Source organism: Planococcus ruber (assembly GCF_022819085.1).
Lineage (GTDB): Bacteria > Bacillota > Bacilli > Bacillales_A > Planococcaceae > Planococcus > Planococcus ruber.
Window position 1 is genome coordinate 123,087 of sequence record NZ_JALHAG010000009.1, and the last position, 25,054, is coordinate 148,140.

The 25,054-nt window shown below is 47.4% G+C and carries 23 protein-coding genes; 6 read left to right on the forward strand and 17 right to left on the reverse strand.

Going from position 1 to position 25,054, the window contains the following annotated elements; translation table 11 throughout:
• Position 1: 1 nt before the first annotated feature.
• Together uvrB and MTR82_RS11830 are read right to left on the reverse strand one after the other, a co-directional pair.
• On the reverse strand, positions 2-1,984 hold the full coding sequence (gene uvrB / locus MTR82_RS11825) for an excinuclease ABC subunit UvrB (RefSeq protein WP_052652259.1): 1,983 nt from the start codon (positions 1,982-1,984) through the stop codon (positions 2-4).
• A 143-nt stretch (positions 1,985-2,127) separates the two neighbouring features.
• The gene (locus MTR82_RS11830) at positions 2,128-2,367 is read right to left on the reverse strand and encodes an IDEAL domain-containing protein (RefSeq protein ID WP_052652260.1); all 240 of its coding nucleotides are present in this window, start codon (positions 2,365-2,367) and stop codon (positions 2,128-2,130) included.
• Positions 2,368-2,544: 177 nt separating this feature from the next.
• On the opposite strand from MTR82_RS11830, the gene MTR82_RS11835 reads away from it, so the two are divergent.
• A complete protein-coding gene (locus tag MTR82_RS11835; protein WP_246809236.1) occupies positions 2,545-3,099 on the forward strand; it encodes a competence protein ComK in 555 nt (184 codons plus the stop codon).
• Between the two features lie 97 nt (positions 3,100-3,196).
• Here the strand turns inward: MTR82_RS11835 and MTR82_RS11840 are convergent, their stop codons facing one another.
• Both MTR82_RS11840 and MTR82_RS11845 read right to left on the reverse strand, forming a co-directional pair.
• Positions 3,197-3,562, reverse strand: coding sequence for a YhjD family protein (locus MTR82_RS11840; RefSeq protein WP_052652262.1), 366 nt, complete (start codon positions 3,560-3,562; stop codon positions 3,197-3,199).
• Positions 3,563-3,683: 121 nt separating this feature from the next.
• The gene (locus tag MTR82_RS11845; RefSeq protein WP_246809238.1) at positions 3,684-5,300 is read right to left on the reverse strand and encodes an ABC1 kinase family protein; all 1,617 of its coding nucleotides are present in this window, start codon (positions 5,298-5,300) and stop codon (positions 3,684-3,686) included.
• A 103-nt stretch (positions 5,301-5,403) separates the two neighbouring features.
• Between MTR82_RS11845 and MTR82_RS11850 the strand changes: the two genes are divergently transcribed.
• Complete coding sequence (locus MTR82_RS11850; RefSeq protein ID WP_052652264.1) at positions 5,404-6,180, forward strand: enoyl-CoA hydratase-related protein; 777 nt, start codon at positions 5,404-5,406, stop codon at positions 6,178-6,180.
• Positions 6,181-6,391: 211 nt separating this feature from the next.
• Here MTR82_RS11850 and MTR82_RS11855 read toward each other — a convergent pair whose 3' ends face one another.
• The 7 genes from MTR82_RS11855 to lplA all read right to left on the reverse strand — a co-directional run bounded on the left by MTR82_RS11855 (position 6,392) and on the right by lplA (position 15,610).
• Positions 6,392-8,368: a S9 family peptidase gene (locus MTR82_RS11855; protein ID WP_246809240.1), complete on the reverse strand. Its 1,977-nt coding sequence runs from the start codon at positions 8,366-8,368 to the stop codon at positions 6,392-6,394.
• 131 nt (positions 8,369-8,499) lie between these two features.
• Positions 8,500-10,056, reverse strand: coding sequence for an o-succinylbenzoate--CoA ligase (menE, locus tag MTR82_RS11860; protein WP_246809242.1), 1,557 nt, complete (start codon positions 10,054-10,056; stop codon positions 8,500-8,502).
• A 95-nt stretch (positions 10,057-10,151) separates the two neighbouring features.
• Positions 10,152-12,089, reverse strand: coding sequence for an FtsX-like permease family protein (locus tag MTR82_RS11865; RefSeq protein ID WP_246809243.1), 1,938 nt, complete (start codon positions 12,087-12,089; stop codon positions 10,152-10,154).
• The gene (locus MTR82_RS11870) at positions 12,061-12,834 is read right to left on the reverse strand and encodes an ABC transporter ATP-binding protein (protein ID WP_246809244.1); all 774 of its coding nucleotides are present in this window, start codon (positions 12,832-12,834) and stop codon (positions 12,061-12,063) included. Before MTR82_RS11870 ends, MTR82_RS11865 begins: the two co-directional genes overlap by 29 nt.
• Positions 12,794-13,840 (reverse strand): sensor histidine kinase, encoded by a 1,047-nt coding sequence (locus MTR82_RS11875; protein ID WP_246809246.1) that lies wholly within the window; start codon positions 13,838-13,840, stop codon positions 12,794-12,796. Before MTR82_RS11875 ends, MTR82_RS11870 begins: the two co-directional genes overlap by 41 nt.
• Entirely contained in the window at positions 13,840-14,544 is a 705-nt protein-coding gene (locus tag MTR82_RS11880) for a response regulator transcription factor (protein WP_246809248.1), read from the reverse strand. Before MTR82_RS11880 ends, MTR82_RS11875 begins: the two co-directional genes overlap by 1 nt.
• Positions 14,545-14,617: 73 nt before the next feature.
• Positions 14,618-15,610 (reverse strand): lipoate--protein ligase, encoded by a 993-nt coding sequence (lplA, locus tag MTR82_RS11885; protein ID WP_246809250.1) that lies wholly within the window; start codon positions 15,608-15,610, stop codon positions 14,618-14,620.
• 141 nt (positions 15,611-15,751) lie between these two features.
• Between lplA and yhfH the strand changes: the two genes are divergently transcribed.
• The gene (yhfH, locus tag MTR82_RS11890; protein WP_110925633.1) at positions 15,752-15,877 is read left to right on the forward strand and encodes a protein YhfH; all 126 of its coding nucleotides are present in this window, start codon (positions 15,752-15,754) and stop codon (positions 15,875-15,877) included.
• 165 nt (positions 15,878-16,042) lie between these two features.
• Here yhfH and MTR82_RS11895 read toward each other — a convergent pair whose 3' ends face one another.
• Genes MTR82_RS11895 through hemE form a run of 4 tightly spaced genes read right to left on the reverse strand, consistent with a single transcriptional unit; the run spans position 16,043 to position 19,984 of the window.
• Positions 16,043-16,516: a FixH family protein gene (locus tag MTR82_RS11895; RefSeq protein ID WP_246809255.1), complete on the reverse strand. Its 474-nt coding sequence runs from the start codon at positions 16,514-16,516 to the stop codon at positions 16,043-16,045.
• Between the two features lie 16 nt (positions 16,517-16,532).
• Entirely contained in the window at positions 16,533-17,951 is a 1,419-nt protein-coding gene (gene hemY, locus MTR82_RS11900) for a protoporphyrinogen oxidase (RefSeq protein WP_246809256.1), read from the reverse strand.
• Between the two features lie 27 nt (positions 17,952-17,978).
• On the reverse strand, positions 17,979-18,911 hold the full coding sequence (gene hemH / locus MTR82_RS11905) for a ferrochelatase (protein WP_052652274.1): 933 nt from the start codon (positions 18,909-18,911) through the stop codon (positions 17,979-17,981).
• A 26-nt stretch (positions 18,912-18,937) separates the two neighbouring features.
• On the reverse strand, positions 18,938-19,984 hold the full coding sequence (hemE, locus tag MTR82_RS11910) for a uroporphyrinogen decarboxylase (protein WP_246809257.1): 1,047 nt from the start codon (positions 19,982-19,984) through the stop codon (positions 18,938-18,940).
• 209 nt (positions 19,985-20,193) lie between these two features.
• Between hemE and MTR82_RS11915 the strand changes: the two genes are divergently transcribed.
• From MTR82_RS11915 to MTR82_RS11925, 3 genes are all read left to right on the forward strand, one after another.
• Positions 20,194-20,703 carry an antibiotic biosynthesis monooxygenase family protein gene (locus tag MTR82_RS11915; RefSeq protein WP_052652275.1) on the forward strand — a complete coding sequence of 170 codons (510 nt, stop codon included), beginning with the start codon at positions 20,194-20,196 and terminating at the stop codon, positions 20,701-20,703.
• 57 nt (positions 20,704-20,760) lie between these two features.
• Entirely contained in the window at positions 20,761-21,756 is a 996-nt protein-coding gene (locus MTR82_RS11920; RefSeq protein ID WP_246809258.1) for a sodium:calcium antiporter, read from the forward strand.
• Between the two features lie 132 nt (positions 21,757-21,888).
• A complete protein-coding gene (locus MTR82_RS11925; protein ID WP_246809263.1) occupies positions 21,889-23,058 on the forward strand; it encodes a M20 family metallopeptidase in 1,170 nt (389 codons plus the stop codon).
• Between the two features lie 42 nt (positions 23,059-23,100).
• Here MTR82_RS11925 and MTR82_RS11930 read toward each other — a convergent pair whose 3' ends face one another.
• Together MTR82_RS11930 and MTR82_RS11935 are read right to left on the reverse strand one after the other, a co-directional pair.
• Complete coding sequence (locus MTR82_RS11930) at positions 23,101-24,300, reverse strand: ABC transporter permease (protein WP_246809264.1); 1,200 nt, start codon at positions 24,298-24,300, stop codon at positions 23,101-23,103.
• Complete coding sequence (locus tag MTR82_RS11935) at positions 24,284-25,033, reverse strand: ABC transporter ATP-binding protein (protein WP_246809266.1); 750 nt, start codon at positions 25,031-25,033, stop codon at positions 24,284-24,286. The genes MTR82_RS11930 and MTR82_RS11935 overlap by 17 nt, the downstream gene beginning before the upstream one ends.
• Positions 25,034-25,054 lie beyond the last annotated feature (21 nt).

Below are 25,054 nucleotides of genomic sequence, written 5' to 3' on the forward strand. Positions count from 1 at the left end.
ATCACCCTTCCGCTTTCAATTCAAGCACAGTATCGCGAAGTTCGGCTGCCCGTTCGAAATCGAGGGCTTTTGCCGCTTCTTTCATTTCTGTTTCCAATAACGAAATCAGCTTCAGGCGGTCTTCTTTGTTGAGCTTTTTGCCTGCCGCTGCTTTTGTCACGTATTCTTCGGTTCCTTCCGCTGCGGTCGTCGCCCGGATAACATCGCGGATTTTCTTCTGGATGGTAACCGGCGTAATACCGTGTTTTTCATTGTATTCCGCTTGGATGGTTCGGCGTCGAGTCGTTTCCTCAATCGCTTTCGTCATCGAATCGGTCATCTTGTCCGCATACATGATGACGTGGCCGTTCGCGTTCCGGGCTGCCCGGCCCATCGTTTGGATCAATGACCGCTCAGAACGGAGGAAACCTTCCTTGTCTGCATCGAGAATGGTGACAAGCGACACTTCCGGAATATCCAATCCTTCACGAAGCAAGTTGATGCCGACCAGCACATCGTAGACACCCATCCGCAGCTCCCGGATAATTTCAATGCGTTCCAATGTTTTAATCTCGGAATGCAGGTAATTTACTTTCACGCCTGCCTCTTTCAAATAAGCCGTTAAGTCTTCCGACATTTTTTTGGTCAATGTCGTCACGAGTACCCGCTCATCCCGTTCCACACGCTGGCGGATTTCATCCATTAAATCATCGATTTGCCCTTCAATCGGCCGCACTTCGATCGTTGGATCGAGCAAGCCTGTCGGACGGATGATCTGTTCGACCATTTCCGGCGTATGTTCAAGTTCATATGGCCCCGGCGTTGCTGATACGAATACTGCTTGATGGATATGCTCTTCGAATTCATCGAAGGTCAATGGGCGGTTATCCATGGCAGACGGCAAACGGAAACCATGGTCCACAAGCACTTTTTTGCGCGCTTGGTCCCCATTGAACATGCCTCGGACTTGCGGCAATGTAACATGGCTTTCATCAACGACCAAGAGGAAATCTTCCGGGAAATAATCGATGAGTGTATACGGCTGAGCGCCCGGCGGACGTAAAGTCAAATGGCGGGAATAGTTTTCGATGCCTGAACAGAATCCCATCTCACGCATCATTTCAAGGTCGTAGCGCGTCCGCTGCTCTAAGCGCTGCGCCTCCAGCAATTTATCTTCTGCACGCATTTCTTTTAAGCGTTCTTCCAATTCCGCTTCAATATTGGCAATGGCTTTCGTCATCTTTTCTTCACCGGTCACAAAGTGGGATGCCGGATAAATGGCGACGTGTTCGCGCTCGCCGATAATTTCGCCGGTCAACGCATCCACTTCACGGATCCGATCGATTTCGTCGCCAAAAAATTCGACACGCAAACAATGTTCGTCACGGGACGCCGGGAAAATTTCCACGACATCTCCGCGCACACGAAAAGTTCCGCGAATAAAATTGATGTCGTTGCGTTCATACTGGACATCAACCAATTTCCGGAGCAGCTGATTGCGTTCGATTTCCATTCCTTTTCGAAGAGAAACCACGAGTTCGCGGTATTCTTTTGGAGATCCGAGCCCGTAAATGCAGGATACCGAGGCAACGACGATGACATCGTCGCGTTCAAACAAAGAGCTTGTGGCAGAGTGCCGCAATTTATCAATTTCGTCGTTGATGCTGGCATCTTTTTCTATATAAGTATCCGATTGCGGAACGTATGCTTCCGGCTGATAGTAATCGTAGTAGCTGACAAAGTATTCGACCGCATTATCCGGAAAGAATTCTTTGAACTCGCTGTAAAGCTGGCCAGCTAATGTTTTGTTGTGGGCCATGATCAAAGTTGGCTTCTTCACTTGCTGAATGACATTGGACATCGTATACGTCTTCCCTGTCCCTGTCGCTCCAAGCAATGTCTGGCAGCGCTTGCCATTGATGATGCCTTTTGTCAGTTCCGCTATGGCTTGCGGTTGATCTCCGCCCGGTTCATAAGGGGCCTGGAGTTTAAATTCCTGTTTCATAGTCAACGTCCTCCCGTTATATCGCTCTCTCTATTTTATCATATGCCCTAAAAATCCCCTAACAAAAAGCGAACGTATGTTTTTTCTGTTTTTTTCTTTTCCCGCCAATAAAAAAAACCGCTCACAAGGAGCGGTTTTCTCATTTAATCTTCATCACATTGCAGGCTCTGCAACTGTGCGGTATAAGTGGCGAATGATTGACGGTCATTATTGTCCAGGGCTTCATCGATTAATGTCATGAGCTGAGCTTCCTGCTGCGAGCGGTGAACATGCTTTAGGAATAAATCCAGATAAATATCATTTAGGAGTTTTTCCGCTTCTGTAATCTTCTTTGTTTGAGCCATCGCTTTCATGAAATCAGCATAAGAATAATAGTTTTCCATTCTTCTTCACCCCGAATGCTTTTCATTAGTATACATGAAAGCAATAGAAATAATCAATAACTTTTTTGAAAATTCTAATGAAATAGAAAAAATTTTATATTCCAATTAAATGCGTTGCTAAATTTCCATATTTTATTATAATGTTATATGTATAGTAAATTAAAGGGGTGTTTTATCATGGGTAGAAGGAATCAAAATCCCATATCTTATACGGTGTGCAGCAACACTTACGCTCTTATGCCATACATGGACGGCCACCGCGAGGGCACACGGGTAATTGAAGACCGCAGTGAATTCATAGTAGAAGAATCGGTTTATAAAACGGTCACTTCTTCCTGTTCGTTTTACCGGGGATCTTTGGAAAGCGCAACGTTATATTCCCAGAAGGCCATCCGCGTCAAGCACAAACCGCCGGTCATTATCGGCGAATATTACGGCAATCCCTTGCTCTTCTTCCCGACGCATTCCCCGAAGAATAAAGATTCCGTCTGGTTTAACTTTGATGCCGTGGACCTTGTCGATACCGATGAAAGCGGAAAAGGAAGCATTGTGCATTTGAGCAACGGGGTGACGGTACCGCTCGACGTTTCGCCCATCGCGCTCCGCAACCAGCATTCATTCGCCGGTTCGCTTCGCCGTTATTTTAAAAACGCGCAGCAGGTCCATAAACACCAGATGATCTATTTGACCAAGCGCCGCTATACACCGCGCAAAGAACATCCGCTCGACTGATTGACTTCTTTTAAGCAAAGAGGCAGAGATTCATACTTCGACGATTCGTCAGCCTCTTTTCTATCTGATCGACCCTCTTTCAATCGTCTCCTTCACCTCATGTTTCATTGTAGGCCATCGCTAAATATACCCTCAACAATTCCTCTACCCGATTGCGCAGCCTGACATTCAAATAGCGGCGATGGTCTTCAAATCCGCCATGGTAAAAAACGTATTCGGTGAACGTATCATCTCTTTTCCCTCTCATCACTTTCATTTGGCGCTTCCGCATATGGATTTTTGTATCCGTCAGTTCTCTTTGCGCATGTTTGCTCGCGCCTTCTATAAGTTCTAAATAGGGCCGTTTCAGCTTAAAAGAACCTTTTTCGATCAAGGCGCGGTCGCGTTCCAAAATGATCAACACCATCGGCAAATAAATCATGTTTTCAAAATGGGCTACTTCCTCTTGTGAGATCAACGGCATCTGGTCCACCTCCCCAAAAGAGAACATTTGTTCTTATTTTCATTTTACAGCTAAAATGGCAGAAAGCAATAGCCCTTATGTAAAAAAAAACTGCGCTGTAATCAGCGCAGTTTTTTAATAGTTATTTAATGGATCGGTAAGTCCATAAAGATCCGACGAAAAACGCAGAAGATACCCAAATCAATGCTTCGTGGGAAAACCAGACTGCAACGGAAATCCCGCCGAATGACAAGATTGTGAAGATGCCGGCGAACATGCGGCTCTGCAGATCTCTTTGGTGTTCCCGGATGCGGCCATCCCGGTTTTCCAGGTAATGGCGCATGCGCTCCGGCTCATCCAAGTAATTGAGCACTTTCTGCGGGAAAACCCGCAGCGGATTGGATGCCTGAATCACCCAGCGCAAGACATCTTCTTTGCCGAACATCCGCTTCCCTTCTTTTTGGGAAGAAGCCCATTCCAGTATGCGCGGACGGGCCAGCGCCAGCAAATCAATGCCAGGATCCAGGACATGCAGCACGCCGACAAAAATCGAAGCCGCTCTTCCGAAAAACGCAAATTCTGCCGGAAGCTGAACCGGCTGCGTCCGGACGATGCCTTGCAGATCTTTCAGCAAGCGTTCGACCACAAAACTGTCCATTTGCATCAGTTCATTCGATTCATAAGCAGCGACAAGCCGGGCAATCGTATCGGCGAGAAGGGCCCGATCCGCCTGCGGCAAAAGAAAACGCAGCTCTTCCAGTGCATCGAGCACTTCATCGTAGTTTTTGAAAATGATGCCTTCTGCAATTCTCAGAACCGCTTGTGAATCGGCTTTTGAAATCGTTCCGGTCATCCCAAAATCAATCAAGACAATCGTACCGTCAGGCTTCAATAAAATATTGCCGCCGTGCGGGTCCGCATGGAATTGTCCTCCGTAGAGCACTTGTTCAAGAAACAGGATGAACAAACGCTCAGACAGCTCATGCCGGTCAAGATTGTGCTTTTCGATAAAGGCCAGATCCGTAATGCGCGCGCCTTCGATCCATTCCATGACGAGGACGCGGCGCGTCGTATATTCATCGAAATAGACAGGAAAACGGACGCCTTCCATTCCCTCAAAACGCTCAGAAAAAGCGCGTCCACTTTGAAGCTCTTGAAGAAAATTCAGTTCGGCTCCAATCGTTTCCGTCATTTCATCGTATAATTGCTTGAAATCCATCTGTTTGGATAGCGGTGTAAATGTCCGCAGAAACCAAATCACGATTCGGATCGCCTGAAAATCAGCGCGCAAAATCCGATCGGTGCCAGGGCGCTGCACTTTGATGGCCACTTCCGTTCCATCTTTTAAAATGCCTTTGTAAACTTCTCCGATAGAAGCAGAAGCAACCGCCTCATTGGATAGGCTCGCCAAATAGCTGGTATGAGGCGAATTCCACTCCTGCTCCAGCACCGAGACGATCTTTTGGCGAGACACGGCTGGCACCCGGTCTGTCAGCCCTTCCAGTTCCACTAAAAATGAAGGCGGCATGATGTCGGCTCGCGTAGATAGGAATTGGCCCAGTTTAATCATTAATCCGCTTAATTTCAAAGCGAGCACTTTGTACTCTTTTGCTTGTTTCGTTACGAGTTTTTCCCATTTTTCCTGTACAAGCGGATTCCAGTTGCCCCGGTGGCGGCGCTGGAAAAGCATCACTTGCGTGTAGAATTTGATTGCCATGAAGACAATGCGGAAAATGCGGATGAATGCGATGCGCGTCATTTGTGAGCCTCCTTCCCTGGCTTCCATTATAGAGTTTGTTAGCGGAATAGTCCAAAAAGTGGTATGTTTTTAAAGGATGGAAAGTTCTTAAAGGGGGATGGAAATGAACACGATTCATTACGAACAACAAGGGAATCTGGCTTTTATTACGCTGAACCGGCCAGAAGCCATGAATGCGTTCAACTACGAGATGCTGACGGAACTTGGACAAGTCGTCGAAGCGATCCGCATCAATCCGGATATCCGGGTCGTGGTGTTTACAGGGGCTGGCGAGAAGGCATTTAGCGTAGGAGCTGATTTGAAAGAACGTAAAACGTTGACCGACCAGCACGTCAAACGCAATATCTTCAAAATCGGGGAAGTTTTTACAACGATTGAAAATTTGCCGCAGCCAACCATCGCCATGATGAACGGCTTTGCATTCGGCGGCGGCATGGAGCTTGCCCTCGCTTGTGATTTCCGCATCATTGCGGATGATACGCTGCTCGGCTTGACGGAAACGAGCCTTGCGATTATCCCGGGAGCTGGCGGCACCCAGCGTTTGCCGCGGCTGATCGGCGAATCGAAGGCGATGGAATTGATCTTGACGGCGCGCCGCTTGAAATCACCGGAAGCGCTTGAATACGGGTTGGTGACCAAAGTGGTGCCGCGCGAAGAGTTGATTGGAGCGACCGCTCAGTTTGCGGATATGATGCTCGCGAACGGCCCAATTGCGCTGCAGCAAGCGAAATACGCCATCAAGAACGGCATGAACGCAGATTTGCAGACCGGTTTGAATATCGAACGGAAAGCCTACGAGCTGACGATTCCGACCGAAGACCGCATCGAAGCGTTGATGGCATTCGGTGAAAAGCGCAAACCGGTGTTCAAAGGAAAATAGTAAGAAATGAAAAAAAGCCGTGCAGCCTGCACGGCTTTTCTTATTGAAACTTGCCTTCGCGCAAGTAAACGCTTTTATTCCGCAAATAATCTCCCGCATTCCGCAAATAAACCCACGAATCCCGCAAGCAAACTCTCGAATCCCGCAAATAAACCCCGAAACTCCATAAAAAAGCGGCACCTAACAATTAGGCGCCGCTCACTTTAGACTCTTATAGGTATTTTTCCATCCAGCCGGCAATTTGCTCCAGGCGGATGAAACGGAGATTCGGTTTACCGGTGCGCGATAAGTTATGGTCGGCTTCCGGGAAACGGACGAATTCGGTTTCTTTGCCCATGCTTTTCAGCGCGATGTAGAATTGCTCCGATTGTTCAATCGGGCAGCGGTAATCGTTTTCTGAATGGAGAATCAGCAGTGGCGTCTTGACATTGGCTGCGTATTTCAGCGGCGAATGCTTCCATAGTTTCTCGACATCGCCCATATCGGCGCCGATTTGCCAATCGCTGAAATAATATCCGATATCCGACACTCCGAAGAATGAGATCCAGTTGGAGATGGAGCGCTGCGTCACGGCCGCTTTGAACCGATCCGTATGGCCGACAATCCAGTTGGTCATGAATCCGCCGTAGCTTCCGCCTGTGACGCCCAACCGATCTTGATCGATCCAGCTATGTTCAGCAAGCATGTCTTCGAGTGACTTCATGATATCTTCGTAATCCGCCCCGCCGTAATCGCCGCGGACGGCATCCACAAACTCCTGGCTGTAGCCGTGGCTTCCTCTTGGATTGACGTAAAGAACGCCGAAGCCTCTTGCTGCAAGCAACTGCATTTCATGGACAAACGTATTGCCGTACATGGCGTGCGGGCCTCCGTGAATATTCACGACCAACGGATATTTCTCCCCTTCAGTATAGCCCCGCGGTTTCATCAGCCAGCCGTGCACCGCCCAGTCATTGGCACCTTTTGCGATAATCGAGGCGGGCTGAATCAATTCCGTTTCTTCGAGATAGGTTTTATTGAACTCTGTCAGAGCTTTGCGTTCACCTGTCGCAATGGTCAACTTATACAATTCCCCCGGGTTTACGGGATTGCTGATGGCAGCTACTGCAAATACGCCGTCTCGTGAAATATCGTAGCCGTAAATGTGTTCCATTTCCGGAGACGCCGGATAGATGGCGCCGTCAAGCGAAGCGAAGTACAAACGGACATCGCCCATTGTCGACACCTGGAAATACAGGTGGTCGTCTTTTGTCCAGACCACTGCCGGGGCAGCAGCGCCTTGCTGGTGGTCGGCCACTGTATAATCGCCGATCGGGAAATCCATGCTTTCCGTCAGGCAGAAATAGCCGCCTGCAGCCACGTCGTATACGTAAATTTCTGTATGTGTCGCATTTTCGAAGTTACGGGTGCTTCCCGCAAAGGCGATTTTCGAATCATCAAATGAAAAGGCTGCCCCGCCAAAATAACCGCCTTCATCAATGATCAATGTTTCTTTTTTGGTTTCAACTTCGTATAAATACAATGGTTCTTGGAAGAGGTGATCCACATTTTCTTCCCGTACTACGCTGTAAACAAGGCGGCTGCCGTCATGCGATACGGTCTCCAAACCGAAATGGTAATCGCCTTCTGTGATTTGCTCCACTTCTTTTGTTTCAATGTCGACGATTCCAATTTGGCGATGGACATCTTGCGGCACAAGACCCGCACCGTCCATTTTGTATTTCATGGTCGTGACGAAGACCGGCTCCGGCTTTTTCTTTTCATCTTTTTCTTCTTTATCGGTAAATGTTTTTCCGTCTTTTGCCATGGCATTAATCCAAATTTTCTGATTGCAAGGCGACCAGACAAAACTGTTTACGCCTTTTTCATAATCCGTCAAAGCTTTCGCTTCGCCTCCGGATGACGGGATGACGTATAATTGGTTTTTCTCATCGCGCGTCGATAAAAAGGCGATTTTCGTTCCATCTGCGGACCACGACGGCGAAGAAACCCGTTCTTTTCCGTATGTCCACTGCGTCACTTTTCCGCTTGCCAAATCACTATGGTACAAATGGGCAATATATGTATTTTCTTCTTCATCCATATAGGTCCGGACGAACACGGCTTGCGTTCCATCTGGAGAAATATGAGGATCGGTCACCGATATTAATTTGGTCAAGTCTTTGATTTCTACTGCTTTTTTCGCCACGTGAAATCCCCCTAAAATAATTATTTCGAAACTCGCAATACTACTTCTCCTACTATAATGAAAAATGTCAGTCTTTTCAATCAAATGCCAAAAAAAGGCTCAGGCAATCTCACTGCCTGAGCCTTTCTTTTTTAGGATTGTTTCAAGGCTTGATCTTTTAAGGAACGGCGAAGAATTTTCCCTGTCGTATTTTTCGGAAGATCGTCAAGCACTTCAAAATGCTTTGGCACTTTATATTTCGCCAAGTGCTCGGCGCAATACGCGTGAAGCTCTTCTGCCGTAATCGAAGAATCTTTTAATACCACATAGGCATTCACTTCTTCTCCGAAATTCGGATCCGGCAAACCGACAACAGCCGCTTCTGAAATGCCTGGATGTGCAAATAGCACTTCTTCGACTTCACGCGGATAGACGTTATAGCCGCCTACAATAATCATGTCTTTTTTGCGGTCGACGATATAGAAATAGCCTTCTTCGTCTACTCGAGCCAAGTCACCCGTGTAGAGCCAGCCATCCTGGAGTGCAGCATTCGTCTCTTCTGGCATCTTGTAGTAGCCTTTCATGACGTTCGGCCCGCGGACCACCAATTCGCCGACTTCGCCTACTGCCACTTCTTCGCCTAATTCATTCACGACTTTATTTTCTACATTGATAATGGAAGTTCCAATCGAACCGGCTTTCCGCTCACGGTCAACCGGGTTGAAGCATGTAACCGGCGACGCTTCAGACAAGCCATAGCCTTCCGATACACGGACGTTGAACTTCTCCTCAAAATTATGGAGCAATGCGACCGGCAATGCCGATCCTCCGGAAATCGCGAGACGGACGGTTTCAAAATCAGCCGTTTGCGCTTCCGGGAATTGATACATAAAATTGAACATCGTCGGTACTCCGGCAAAAACGGTCGCTTTCTGCGACTTGATCGCATCAAATACATCTTTCGGATTGAAGCGCGGAATCAAGATGATCGTAGCCCCTTGAATCAACGGTGCATTGACGACAACCGTCAAGGCGAATACATGGAAGACCGGCAATGTTGCGATAACACGGTCTTCTTGGCCGATCTGAAGGTAATCCCCTACATCGCGGGCATTTGAATACAAATTGCCGTGTGTCAGCATCGCCCCTTTCGGCTTTCCTGTAGTACCCGATGTATACAAAATGACAGCGTTGTCATCTGTCTGCACATCAGCCGACTGTTCAATCGGATCTGCTTTGTAAAGAATTTCCGAGAAAGCCGCGACTTTCTGTCCGACCTCTTTCGGCAATTGAGCCAATTTGGCAGCCGTCGCTGCATCCGTTTCGCAGATGACAAACTTCTCTACTTTCGGAAGCGCCATGTGCGCTTTTTCAACAAGCGGCAATAATGCATCAAGGGCAATAACCACTTTCGCATCACTGTCTTTTACTATGTAAGCGATTTCATCCGGCGCGTAAATCGGGTTGATCGGCACAGCCGTTGCCCCGAGCCGCATCGTTGCATATAAAGAAATCAAAAAATGCGGAGAGTTGCCGAGCAAAAATGCCACGTGGTCCCCTTGTGCGACTCCCAATGCTTTAAGCGCGCCGGCAAATTTGGATACGGACTGGTCGAATTCCCCGTACGATGTATCTTTCCCCATAAAATGATACGCCGCTTTGCTTGGATCTTGCTGTGAAATTTCATGAACACGTTTGCTTAAATTCATTTTCCATCCCTCTTTCGTGTTGAATGAACAGTCATTCATTATTTACACTATATCATTATAGAATAAATCTTCTGACAATACAACAAGCACCGTTTTTACGATGCTTGCAAATGGGCGATATAACGCCACCGTATTAAATAGAAATAAAGCACTTGGGCAATCGTGAATCCGGCCAGGACCAGAACCATTTCACCAAGTATCGAAAGCTCCGCAAATTCATCCCACACCACTTGGAGCGAAATGAACGCGAAAGTGCTATGCAGCAAGGCAACGATCCACGGCAGGAAAAACTGCGGGATGAGCTGGCGGTTGACGATCTTTCCAAGTTCTTTCTCCGTCATCCCCAGGCGGACCAAGAGCAGGTATTGCTTCCGGTCCCGTTCGAGCCCTGTATACAATTTAAAGTAAATGAAGCTTCCGGCTGCCAACAAGAATACGGCAGCAACCATGACACCGATAAAGAGCAAGATAGCGAAAGAGGATTTGAACCAGCGGTAATCTTCCCCCGGGTTCTCAAAAAAGAAATTCAGCCCGCTGAAATCTTCCTTCTCCACGGCTTTATCAATTTGAGCGGTTAAATCCGCACCAATGGCTACCGTTTCTTCCCACGACGGAATATCGAAGGCGTAATAAGTGAAAGTCGATTCCCCGTCCGCATAGCCTTGGAGCGGTTCGTCGATTGCCGCATAGTCCAGGTCATTTACGACAATGCTATTGAAATTGATCGTATGCACCGGGAAAAGAATATGCGGATAGACTTGGTCGATCGACAGTTCAACTCCGCTTTCCATCAATTCCGTTTGGACTTGGCTTTTACCCAGTTCTTTTAGGGATTCTTTTGAATACGGGATGAACAGTGCTTCCCCCCGGTCGGGATACGCAGGTTCGAAGCCGAGCGATGTCGCCAGACGATTGAATTCGGACATGCGGATGATATCCACATCGTTTCCGGTAAACGTGGATGTCTGCCGCTTCACTATTAATGGAACGAGATCGTATGCCAATTCCTTTTCTTCAAGTTCAGCCGTCAAGGCCTCGACATGCTCCACCTCTTTGCCATTGCCGTCAAATGAAATGTAAACAAGCCCGAGCGGATTTGATTCCCGGTAGTCCCCCGTATACGACATAAAGGAAGCGAGTGTGCCGACCGTTAAAAAAGCGACAGTGGACACGATCGTCACGATGAAAAACATTTGTGCGCTGTCTTTCAGTTTGACTGAAGCTTCTGCCAGAGAAACCAACCGGGTCTTATGCCAATAGATCCCTTTTCTTCGTTTGTAAAGATTCAGCAAAGAATGGACGGAATGCGTGAAGAACAGATAGGTCCCTAATGTAGCCAGCGGCGGAATGATCAGCACCATGGTGTAAACGGTCTGATCCGTCACGATCGAGGCCAGCACGTACGAGATGGCCAGCAGCAAAAAGCCTAAAAAAGACAGCCAGCGCGAGGCGTTCGTAATTTCGTCCACTTTCCAATAGCCCTGCAGCAAATCCAAGATTCCTTTCGTCCGGATAAAAGCGACGCTGATCACCGAAATGATGATGAAAAGGCTCGCAAATGCCCCAATCGTCAGGGCAAAGGGCTGCCACGAAACATACAGCGGAAGCGATTCGAGCTCCATGATTTCACGGCCAATCATAAAGAAAAACTTTGAAAAGGCAAAACCGAAAGCGATGCCCGCCACGGTTGAAACCGAACCGAGGATCATCGTTTCAAAGAAAATTAATTTATTGAGCTGCTTTTTGGTCATCCCCAGATGCATGAGAATCCCGAATTCCTTCGAGCGGGCCTGCAAAAAAGCACTCATCGAATAAAACAGGAAAAACAGCGTAAAAATATACAGGACAACTTCCGCGATGAACATTCCGCGGACAGCGAGCACCTGCAAGCCGTCTTCTTCAAATAATGGATGGAAGATGAACATCGAATAGACGAAGAACACCATTACGGAAACGACGCTTGCGAGGAAAAAAGCGGCATAGCTTCTCCGGTTGCGGAACACATTATGGTAAGCGAGTTGCCGAAAGGTCATTCACATTTCCTCCAAGCAAGGATAATACATTCAAGATCCTTTGATAGAATGTTTGGCGACGTTCATCGCCATAGATTTCATTGAAAAATTCACCGTCTTTGATAAATAGCACCCGATCGCAATAGCTGGCGGCAATCGGATCATGCGTCACCATGACAATCGTCGCGCCTTCATTGGCGCTGACTCTCGATAAAAGATCCAAAACGTCTTTGGACGCTTTGGAATCCAAATTCCCGGTCGGTTCGTCCGCTAAGATGATGGCGGGCTTATGGATCAGCGCGCGCCCGATGGCCGTGCGCTGGGCTTCCCCACCTGAAATTTCATTCGGCCGTTTATGCAGGATCGGCGTCAAATCCAGGCGCTTCGCCAATTCCAGCACCCTTGTGGCCATATCATTGACCGGCACGTAATCGAGTGTCAGCGGCAGCACCAGGTTTTCTTCCACTGTCAGCATCTGCAGCAAATTAAAGTCTTGAAAGATAAAGCCCAATTTTCTTCTGCGAAATAGGGCCAATTCATTTTTATCCAAACGATGTGGATTGATGCCGTCGATCAGAATCTCCCCTGCCGTCAACGAATCAATCGTTGAAATCAAATTCAGCAAGGTGGTCTTCCCGCTTCCGGACGGCCCCATGACCGCCAAGAATTCGCCTTTCTCCACTTCGAAGCTTAATTGATTGAGGGCTCTATGCGTCACTTTTCCTTCATAGACCTTCGTCACTTCGTCGATTTTCAATAACGGCATTGCCTTCTCCTCCTGTTGCTGTATCTTCATTGTCAAATAAGACAGATACCGTCGTGCCTTCTCCTTTTACCGAGGAAATGGAGAATTGGTGGCCAAGTTTCCCACACACTTCTTTCGCCAAGTACAAGCCCATGCCTGTGGACTCTCCCGTTTTCCGCCCATTCTCTCCCGTAAAGAAAGCTTTCGTAATGCGCGGCAGGTCAGATGATGGAATCCCAATGCCTTCATCTCGGATGGTCAGCAAGAGATGCCCTTCCTGGCATTTTGCTTGGATGTAGACTTTTTTGTTCGGTTCAAATGTATATTTGATGGCATTGGTCAAAAACTGGCCGAGGATGAACTTCATCCATTTCCGGTCGGTTGTGACCGTAAAATTATCGTCCACGTCAATTTCCGGATAAACCCGCTTTGAAATGAACAGCCGTTTGTTTTCGGTAACGATTTCGGATACAAGCCCGCGCAAATGGACTTGTTCAATTTGCATATCGTCTTCAAATGTATCGAGGCGGGCATTCATCAAGACCGTATCCAGCCCTGCCTTTAAGCGATCCATTTCTTCCTGCACACTGCTTTTATCCAATTCCTTGTCTTCCTGCAAGAGAAGCTGCATGACGGACAGCGGAGTTTTCATCTGATGCACCCATTGGTTCATAAATTGAAGATGGCGCTTTTCCGCAGCATATAAAGCTTGGGCTTCGTGCTGATACACGCGGTACAGTTCATGCATGTATTTTTCGCTTTGCAGCTGTTCCGGCGATCGGCCTTCACGCTGGATGGCATGCTCCATCTTATCCGGAACAGAGAGAATCTTTTGGTAGAATCGATAGCGTTTCGCAAAACGAGCCGCCAAAAAGGTAATGACCAATAACGTACTGATGACAAACGAATAAATCGCGGTATCGACATTCCGGAAGCCATCCAGCCAGTAGAGCGCCATGATGAAGGCCACCAAAACCGCCTGGAAGACAATGAACGCCGCGTGCTCTTTAAAAAACAGACGGAACATTACAGCTCCTCCTCATTCAACAGCAAGCGATAACCGGATCCCCGAACCGTTTCAATCGAAGATTTCACTTCATAATCCGCCAATTTTTTGCGGACACGGGTCATATTGACGTTCAATGTATTTTCATCTACAAAAGCTTGATCGTCCCAAAGCTCTTCCAGCAATTGTTCCCGTGTGACCACTTTCGGGTACTGGGACAACAGCAATTCCATAATGGTGCACTCTTTTTTCTGAAGCGGAATAATCACCGATTTCACATGCAATTCCATGCGCTCCAAAAACAATTCGATGCGGCCGGTTTTGACGGAACGCTCTTCTTGTTTTGGCGCATATTCACCATACGCCCTGCGCAGGTGGCTTCTTATTTTTGCAAGGACGATTTCATAATGAAAAGGTTTCGTGATGAAGTCGTCTCCACCATTTTCCAAGGCAAATACTTGATCCATTTCTCCAGACCTTGCGGAGATGAAAAGAATGGGGCATGTGGATTTTTGGCGAAGTTGGCGGCACCAGTAATAGCCGTCAAAAGAAGGCAGATTGATATCCAGTAAAACCATATGAGGATCAAATGCTTCGAATTCTTCCAAGATGCGGTCAAAATCTTTTGCGGTTTCCACTTCGTAATGATATTTGCGAAGCGTTTCTGCTAATAATGCCGCGATTTTCAAATCATCTTCTACGATAAAAATTCGTTGGGCTGCCATCCGGATTCCCCCTTTCCGTTTTATTTCCATTTTAACAAAAGAGCCTGCTTAAAAGCAGGCTCTTCATGAATTCTTAATAAATTAATTTCAAAAACTCTTCTTTCGTAATGCCGCCGAGGTATTTCGGAATATCAAATTCACTGATGGCTGCATCCAATGAAGCACGGTCGTATTTAACGCCTGTGATCGCCCGTTCAATTTCCTCGACATCGCCGACGCCGAAAAAGTCGCCGTAAATATTGGCGTCTTTGATGGCTCCGCCTTCAACTTGCAGACGGACATCGATGCCGCCGACCGGGAAGCGATGCGAATGCTTCATATTGAACTTTGGCGACTTTCCGTAGTTCCAGTCCCAATTGCCATAGCGCTCTGCGGACAGCGCATGGATGTTTGCCCAATCTTCATCGGTCAGTTCCCAATACTTCACATTGGCTTCCCCTTCAAAAAGAGAATTTAAAATCGCTGCACGGAACTCAGTGACCGTCATCGGCTCTTCCAGGAATTCCGAAATGTTCGCCACTCGGCTGCGAATTGATTTGATGCCTTTCGATTCGATTTTTTCTTTGCTGACTTTCAAAGCGGAAACAACAGCATCCACTTCCGTATCGAACATCAAGGTGCCGTGGCTGAACATGCGCCCTCTTGTGGAGAACTGGGCATTCCCTGAAATTTTGCGCCCTGCCACCATCAAATCATTGCGCCCTGAAAGTTCTGCATCTACGCCCAGTGACTGAAGCGCTTGCACAACCGGCTCCGTAAACTTGCGGAAGTTTCGGAAACTGTTGCCGTCGTCCACTGTGATGAAACTATAATTCAAGTTGCCAAGATCGTGGTAAACTGCTCCCCCGCCCGACAAGCGGCGCACTACATGGATCCCATTCGAATCGACGTAGTCGGTGTTGATTTCCTCAGCCGTATTTTGGTTCTTCCCAATAATGATGGATGGCTCATTGATATAGAACAGCAGAAACGAATCTTTCTCCACATCCATCGTCTTCAATAAGTATTCCTCGATTGCCAAGTTAATGCGCGGGTCTGTAATGCCTTTATTGTCTACGAAATACATAATCTCTCTCCTTTGCCTTCTCTACTTTGTTTAGTTTAACGGATAATTTGAAAAATTTCATGGTTTAGGGTTGACGGATCCAAACTGTTATAATACAATTCAATAAACCAAATCAGTACTATAACAAAGGAGCTGGGATGAATGATTGAAAACGTAGTCGAATTTTTCAAGAACTTGCCGCCGAAACAATGCGTAACATGTGGAGAAAAGATTGAAGAGCAGCACGAGTGCTACGGAAGCAAATGTGAGTCCTGCAACGAGTTGTAGTACAGAAAAGCGAAAGAGCCCGGGTAGATTCGAAAGGCAAGATATGGGCAAATTCATTTGGCCTTATCTTATCTGCCGGAGCATGAGATCGTAGACGAACTTCTAAAATCAATTTGTAAAACAAAAAAGGCAAGCACCCCCGTCGGGTGCTTGCCTTTTGCTGAATTAATGGCCGGAATGCTCATCCATATCCATTTTGTTCATGCCTTCAGAATCGTCGCTGTCATCCGGAACGATGGAAGCGGGATCCGGGTCGCCAACTGTGATTTCCTGTTTCGGCATCACGTGAAGGCGCCGGGCCGTCGTATGGGCCTGCATATAATACAGGCCTTCTTCTTCAAAAACGGTTTCCGCTTCATAAATTCCGTCTTCTGTATGTTCAGCTTCAATCATTTCACTATTATCGCGGTCACCGGACTGCCAAACTTCGTAAACGACTTCGTCAGCGTCTTCTACCGTTTCGCTTCCTTGCGTCACCGTTACGGATAAAGTAACTTCTTCAGCCACTTCTACTTCCTGCGGCGTCGTAATTTCCACTTCTACAATTTCCGTTGAATCTCCGGCACCAGCTGAATCGTCGTTTGATCCACATGCTGCCAACAGCAGCATCGGCAGGCTGAGCCATGCTAATTTCTTCATGTTCTTACCTCCGCATTCATTTCTTCGATTGGTGCCGTTTGATGGCTTCTTGCGCCGCTGCTTGGCCTTGCTCGACACAAGCCGGCATGCCGCCTCCTTCAAAAGAGCTGCCAATCAGCTGAACCATCGGGAATGCTTTATTCAAGTCTTCTTTTGCCGCTTGGGTGCGGGCTTCATGCCCTACTTGATATTGCGGCATCGAATTATTCCAGCGAGTGACGACGGTAAAGTCAGGCTCTCCAGAAATCGGAATCGCTTTTTGCAAATCTTCCAGCACCATCCGTTCAATTTCCTTGTCCGATAAATCGACGACCGCTTCATCTCCGGTCCGGCCGACAAATGCTTTAAAGAGCATCTTCCCTGCCGGAACATGGGCCGGCCATTTCGTATGCATCGCCAAACACTTCGTAATCGTAAAATCACTGTTTCTGGAAACCACAAATCCCATGCCGTCTGCAGCAGAAGAGTCGATGGCCGCTCGCGAAAAGGCAATGGACACCGTAGCTACGGACGTCGATGGCATTTCTTTCAGATCTTTCAACAAGCCGGCCGGTTCAAATAAAGGCTGAATCTTTTCATGCGGCAAGGCAAAAATCACTTCGTCCACGAGAAGGTCCGAGTCATTGTTCAAACGCAGAAGCGCTTTGTCCTGCTCATGCCGAATCTTATCGACTTTCACACCTTTGAGGATGGTGCAACCGGATAGCGCATTTTCCAGCGCGTCCACTAAGGTTTGCATGCCATTCTCGAATGTTTGAAAGATGCCTTCACTCGTTGTGGTAAAAGCTTTTGCATCCAGCGCTTCATCTTTTTTCACGCCAGCAATCAGGCTGCGGTGTTTTTGCTCAATTTGATAGAAAGCTGGAAAAGTAGAAGCCAAACTCATGCGGTCAATATCTCCGCCGTAAAGGCCGGAAAAAATTGGCTCGATCAAATTCTCCACCAATTCTTTTCCGAAACGGCGGCGCATGAATTTGCCCAGCGGCTGGTCAGCGGATCCGGCAGATTTCGGCATGACCAAGTCAGCCGCTGCACGAAATTTCCCGCTCCAGGAAGACAAGTGCGAGCCGATAAATGGCCCCCATTCCGTAGGGACGCCCATGACGGACCCTTTCGGAATCGGGTGCAATTGATCTTCAACCACTACAAAACTTTCGCCTGCTCCGCTAGCTATCAACTTGTGTTCAATTCCTAACTCTTGGGCTAAGCTATCTATCGTTTTCGTACGGGAAAGAAACGAGTCTGGTCCACGCTCAATTACAAAACCGTCTCTATGAAGCGTCTGGATTTTTCCGCCTAAGCGATGCACCGCTTCAATAATTGTGAGATCCAGCGAAATGCCCTGCTCTTTCGCTTGTTTTTGCAAATAGTATGCAGCAGACAGGCCCGATATTCCTCCGCCCACGACTGCTGCTTTCAGCGTCCGTTCTGTCACGTTTCATATTCACTCCCGATCCAATTATTATTCTGCTAGTTTGTTCAATACCACATCTGCCAGGCCATCAATGAACAAAGGCTGCACATTCGGCATTTCTGGACGGTGGTACGCTGCACCAATTTCATCGCAAACCACTTTGCACTCATAGTCATTGTCAAAAAGAACTTCTAAATGGTCCGCTACAAAGCCGACTGGCGTATAAACGAATGAAGTATAGCCTTTTTGTTCGTATAACTCACGCGTTAAGTCCTGTACATCCGGCCCGATCCATGGCTCTGGCGTTTGGCCGGCACTTTGCCAGCCCACTTCTACGTTTTCGACGCCTGCCGCTTCAGAAATCAAAGCGGCTGTCTCTTTCAATTGGTCCGGGTAAGGATCGCCATTTGCAATGATTTTCTCTGGCAATGAATGCGCAGAAACGATCAAGCAAGATTTAGCGCGTTCTTCTTCCGACATGGCAGCAAAAGTTGCACTCACTTTTTCGCTCCAGTATTGGATGAATTTCGGCTCTGTGTACCAGCTTTCAACAGATACTAACTCGATGCCCGCTTTTTCAGCAGCTTCTGCTGCGCGGCCATTGTAGGATTTTACCGAGAAAGTAGAGAAATGCGGTGCAAGAACAATCGATACGGCTTCTTTAATGCCATCGCGAGCCATTGCAGCGACACCGTCTTCCACAAATGGTTCGATATGCTTCAAGCCAAGGTATACTTTAAAGTCGATTTCATCCTGCACTTCATTTAGGCGAGCACCTAAAGCATCCGCTTGGTCTTGTGTAATTTTCGCAAGCGGCGACAATCCGCCGATCGCTTTATAGCGGCTGCGCAAATCTTCCAGGCTTTCTTCGCTCGGCTTGCGGCCATGGCGAATATGCGTGTAATAACGTTCGATATCCGCTTCCTCGTATGGTGTACCATAAGCCATTACCAATAATCCCATTGTCTTTTTCAATTCCATCACCTCATAAGAAATTTTTGCTTCAATTAATTGTTTGCTTTATAGGCAGCACTGTACTCATGCACAAATGCGGTTAATCGTTTTAAAGTATCCGGCTGTACTTCCGGGAAGACACCGTGCCCTAAATTGAAGATGTGGCCGTCTTGCTGCAGGCCCATATCCAAAATCTTTTTCGCACGCTCTTCAATGACCGGCCAATCTGCCAGCAGGAAGGATGGATCGAAGTTTCCTTGCAAAGTCTTCGTCAATCCCATATTCCGCGCTTCAGAAATCGGCAAGCGCCAATCCAGGCCGACTACATCGACTGGCAAGTCATGCCATTCTTTAGCCAAATGGCTTGCGCCGACACCAAAAATCGTCAAAGGCACGCCTTCAGTCCGAAGCTCTGCAAAAATCCGATCCATGACCGGCTTAATGAAAATGCGGTAATCCTCCACATTCAAAGCTCCAACCCACGAGTCGAAAATTTGGACAGCTTTTGCTCCCGCTTTTACTTGCGCTTTTACATAAGGGATGATGGTATCTGCCAATTTATCCATCAAGGCAAACCACATTTCCGGCTCAGATGCCATCATCGCTTTTGTTTTGTTATAGCTTTTCGATGGCCCGCCTTCAATCATATAACTGGCAAGTGTGAAAGGCGCACCTGAGAACCCGATCAGCGGCACATTCAATTGTTCTTGCGTCAAAATGCGGATGGTTTCAAGAACGAAATCGACGTCCTGCTCCGGGTTGATTTCGCCGAGGCGCTGAATATCTGCCATTGTACGGATCGGGTTATCGATAACCGGACCAACTCCAGCTTTGATTTCAACGTCTACGCCGATTGCCGGCAGCGGCGTCACGATGTCTTTGTAAAGAATCGCTGCGTCCACATTGTACTGTTCGACAGGAAGCTTTGTCACATAAGCGCAAAGCTCCGGCTGGTGCGTAATTTGCTCCAGTGAGTATTTTTCTTTTATTTTGCGGTATTCCGGCTGTGAACGGCCAGCTTGGCGCATATACCATACTGGCGTATGTTCCGTTTTTTCTCCGCGGGCAGCTCTTAAGTACGTGTCGTTAAATGCTGTCATATTTTTTTCATCCCTTCAATCTTATCTTCCACTGCGTTCTATTTCGTTATCCGTAATTTACTATAGACGCTCCGCTTCCTATTGTATAGATTCCTTAAGGAAATGTCATAAATTAGACTCTTCTCGCTTCACAGCTTGTACATAAAGCGTTTTATGTTTTTAGATAAGGGAAGAATAAGATTAGAATATAGAATGAGGAGGTATTTTGGATGAATTTATTTATGACCACTGGAACTTACGAATTTATGAAGAAAATGAGAGAAAAGCACCCGCAGGAAACGATGGTGCTGATGCAAGGGGAAAATACGACCTTGCTGCTCCATGAAACGGAAGGCAAAACGATTTTCCAGACGCCGCGGCGTTATGAAGTTGTCGATGGCACCGGCACGTTTAAGGAAAAAGGCTTTTTTGTCATGAACCATATTCCGGTGACGGATGAAGGCCGGCCGATTTTTGAGCACCGGTTTAAAAACCGGGCAGGAGCCGTTGAAAATGAACCCGGATATGTGGCCTTCCGTGTCCTGCGCCCTGTAGATTCAGATACGTATGTCGTGCTGACCGAATGGGAATCTCCAGCTTTCTATGAAAAATGGAAAGAATCTCAGGCTTTTTCAAAAGCGCATGAAACACAAGCGGATGCACCAGCCGAAAAACGGCAGCATATTTTCTCCGGTTCTTCTTATATCACCATGTACAAAGCAAAGCCGGAAGAAAAATAATAAGCGAGCCTCATCTAATGAGGCTTCTTTAATACATAGACGACTGGAGGAAAATAAATGGTTTTTATTTACTTTATCCTAGCTGCCATCGTAACCGTAATTGCGTCCATCAAATTATCGCAATATGCTGATGTCATCAGCGAGAAAACTGCGATGGGCGGGATGATGGTCGGCACCTTGCTACTTGCTGGAGCAACTTCCCTTCCGGAAGTTTCGACAAGCTTTTCTGCAGCAGCCATCGGCAATGCCGATATTGCAGTCGGCAATATGATCGGCTCCAATTTGTTTAATTTATTTATCCTGGCAACTTTTGACTTCCTGCTGCGCCGCAGACGGATTTTGGAACGTGCCAGCAAAGATCACCTGTACACGGCATTTCTCGGCTTATTGCTGACTGTCCTTGTCATCCTTTCTTTGTGGCTGCGAATCGATATTTCCTTCCTGGGAATTGGGCTGGATGCGTTAATCATCGCGGTCGCCTATATTGCCGGTATGGTATTCATCAATAAGCTCCAATCGCAGGATCCTTCTATAGAAGAATCGGCAGTTTCAGAACAAGAGCCGGATAACCCAAGCGGAGATTTGTCGCCTAAAGCCGCCATCGTCCGATTTATCATTGCGGCTTTGGTCGTTCTTGGAACCGGTACTGCTCTTTCGGTCACAGGAGATGAAATAGCCGTCATTACGGGAATCGGCTCCAGCTTTATCGGCAGTTTCCTGATTGCGGCCACCACATCACTTCCGGAAGCCATTTCTGTATTCGTCGCGTTGCGGTTGAATAACGTCAATATGGCAGTCGGCGCCATTTTGGGCAGCAATATCTTTAATATGATCATCTTGGCCATTTCTGACCCCGTTTATACAGCAGGGCCTATCCTGTCCGCGGTTTCCGGAGCGCATATGATTATCGCAGTCGGTGTTCTCGCCATGTCTCTTTTGACCATTTATGCTTTGATGCAGAAGAAAACATTGTCCAATGCGATTTATGCAGTTCCTTCTATCTTAATGGTGATCATCTACTTTGTGGCCACCTTCTTAAACTTTAATTATTAAAGAGGGCTCTGCGCCCTCTTTTTTATTTTGCAAGTCCGTCTCTTCTTCTTTACATTTCCCTTCTATTCTCTTCGAGCTGATGTGCTATGATTGTAGTGGAACTATTTTGACTATTGAAGGGAGATCCAGAAGATGCTTGAAAAATTATATAACCGACTCGAAGAACGCTATCCAGAAATGGTGAAGATCCGCCGCCGCCTGCATATGAATCCGGAACCTTCCTTCCATGAATCCAAAACAGCGGCTTTTATCCGCAATTATTATGAACAGTTGGGAATTGAAGTAGAGCACGGAATTGGCGGGAATGGCGTAGTAGCAACGATCCGAGGCGCAAAACCCGGAAAAACTGTTGCTTTGCGCGCTGATTTCGATGCACTGCCAATCCAGGACTTAAAAGAAAACGTCCCTTATAAATCGCAAGTGCCAGGCGTGATGCATGCATGCGGACATGATGGGCATACGGCCACTTTATTAGTGCTTGGAAAAACCCTCCATGAAATGCGCGACGAATTGAAAGGCACTTACCGGCTCATTCACCAGCATGCCGAAGAACTTGCTCCCGGAGGTGCAAAGCCGATGATTGAAGCGGGCGTTTTAGAAGGCGTTGACGTTATTTTCGGTACGCATTTATGGTCTACTACTCCATATGGCCGAATCGATTACCGGGTTGGACCGGTGATGGCCGCAGCCGACAGCTTCACGATAAACGTTCAAGGGCGCGGCGGCCATGGGGCCATGCCGCATGAAACAAAAGATGCCGTGGTCATTGGTTCGCAACTTGTCAATAATCTCCAACAATTGGTTGCCCGCCGCGTTGACCCGCTTGAGTCGGCTGTATTGTCTGTCACTTCATTTGTTGCAGAAAACCCGTTTAATATCATTGCGGACCAAGCCGTCCTTTCCGGAACAGTCCGCACCTTTTCAGAAGAAACACGGTTGCTGATGGAAAAGGAAATGCAGCGCGTCGTTGACGGCACGAATATTGCTACGGATAGCCATAGCGATTTCAACTTTATGAGAGGCTATCCGGCGGTCGTCAACCATGAAGCCGAAACAATGTACTTAAAAGAAATTGCTGAAGCCGTTCCCGGAGTCACTGAGGTCTATGAATGCCCTCCTCAAATGGGCGGCGAAGATTTCGCCTATTACCTTCAAGAAATCCCAGGAACGTTCTTCTTCACAGGAGCAATGCCGGACGGCGCGGTCTACCCGCACCATCATCCGAAATTCGATTTCAAAGAAGAAGCGATGCTGCTGGCAGCTAAAACTTTAGGGACAGCTGCAGTAAATTTCCACGAATAAAAAAGGAGTCGGCCCACGTAATTTTGGGGCCAACTCCTTTTTTCATTTTTTCTTCTTCGCAAAAGCTAACGTAATAAAAGAAACAATCAAAACGGCTGCCAGTGCAATCAATGCTATGGCAGGCTCTCCAGCTATCAGCAAAACGATTGCCACAAGCACCGCTTGGATGCTTTGAAGGATCAACACCAGTTTTCCGACTGCTTGCTCTCGGCTGAAAGCTGTCAGCGGAAATAAATTATCCATGCGGAAATGCTGTTTTTGATTCAGGCCCTGCCAAATTTGGATGCTGGAAGCGAATGCCAAGGCAGCGATGAAAATAGCGATGGCCACTGGAAATGGAATCAGCCATGCACCTGCCATCGAAATGGCCGTCAAGCGAATCCATAAATAGAACAATTCGTCCGACCGGATAAAGGTTCTTAAAATTAAATAGAAGTGAGCATTTTGCGGCCCCGTTTTGACCAGGCCGTAAATCCAGTTTAGCCAAGCCCGCTCTTTTACTTTCCCTTTAATGTGCGGAACATCCGTGAAGTAATTCGCGAATTGGTAAAACCGCAGCATCCGGTTTTCTTCGAGCCGGATGAAATGTTCGTAAGCAAAGGCTTTTCCTGCCGCCTGCCCTTTCACCCACCGGCCGTAAACAATCATGGCAAACAAAAAGAGCACGGCTATCAGCAGATTGCCGATGACGTAGAAATAGACGAAGAGCAGCACCAAAACAAAACGGACCAGCCGGTCAAGCCAGGCATCTCTCCCCGCTTTCGCTTGGCGGAACGAAAATTCGGTTTGGATGTTCCACCATTTGATCAATAGCAGCAAGATCGGCAACCCGATCAATAAAGACGATGGCAATCCGTATAAAGCGTTGGCCATCGGCAATGACACGATAAACGCAATCACCGGCAAATACAATTGGGAAAAAAACGACCATTTCAATGCCGGCTTCAGAAATTCATCCAGTTTGCTTTCAAGCGGCAAAAAGTAGACCATGTCCGCTTCCTTTAATAGAGTGGAAGGTGCGCTAAATGCCAGCAGCAAAGCGAAAACAAACGCCATAAGCCATGCGCCGGGAAAATCCGGCGGCACGTTTTGCACCCATTCGCTGTAGGCATAGCCCGCTGCACCGATGGCAAAAAGAAGCACAACTGCAATATGGCCCGTGAATATATATTTTAAATAGTTCTGGACTTCCCGCATATATTTTTGAAGCCGGTTATCCCATACCTCATGCAAGTTCTTCATTGACAGCATCCTCAGTCATCGCAATATATAAATCATCTAATGAAGCGTCCGGCATATCAAATGCTTTCCTCAGATCCTTCATGGTGCCGACTGCCCGAATGCGCCCATTGTGCAAAAGGATGATGCGGTCGCAATAGCGCTCGGCCGTAGACAGGATATGGGTCGACATGAGCACCGAAGCCCCTTTTTTCTTTTGCTTCTCCATTTGGTCGAGCAAGGATTTGATGCCAAGCGGATCGAGCCCGACAAACGGTTCGTCGATGATATACAAAGCCGGATCCACGAGGAATGCACTCATAATCATGACTTTTTGGCGCATCCCTTTAGAGAAATGGGAAGGAAACCATTTCAGCCTTTTTTCCATGCGAAATTCTTTCAATAATTCAGCCGAACGTTTTTCAAAACGGGCCGGTTCAATATTATAGGCCATCGCTGTCAATTCCAAATGTTCGCGGAGCGTCAACTCTTCGTATAGAACCGGTGTTTCCGGAATATAGGAAAAGGACGAGCGGTAAGCATCCATGTCTTCTTCAAATTTTTTGCCGTTCAGCCGGATTTTTCCTGATTTGGGCTCCATCAATCCGATGATGTGCTTGATCGTTGTACTTTTTCCGGCTCCATTCAAGCCGATTAAGCCGACCAATTCCCCTTTGTTAATTGAAAATGTCACATCTTGCAAGACGGGTTTGCGCGTATAGCCCCCGGTCAGCGACTGGACTTCCAAAATTGCCAATCTCAACACCTCTTTCTTTCC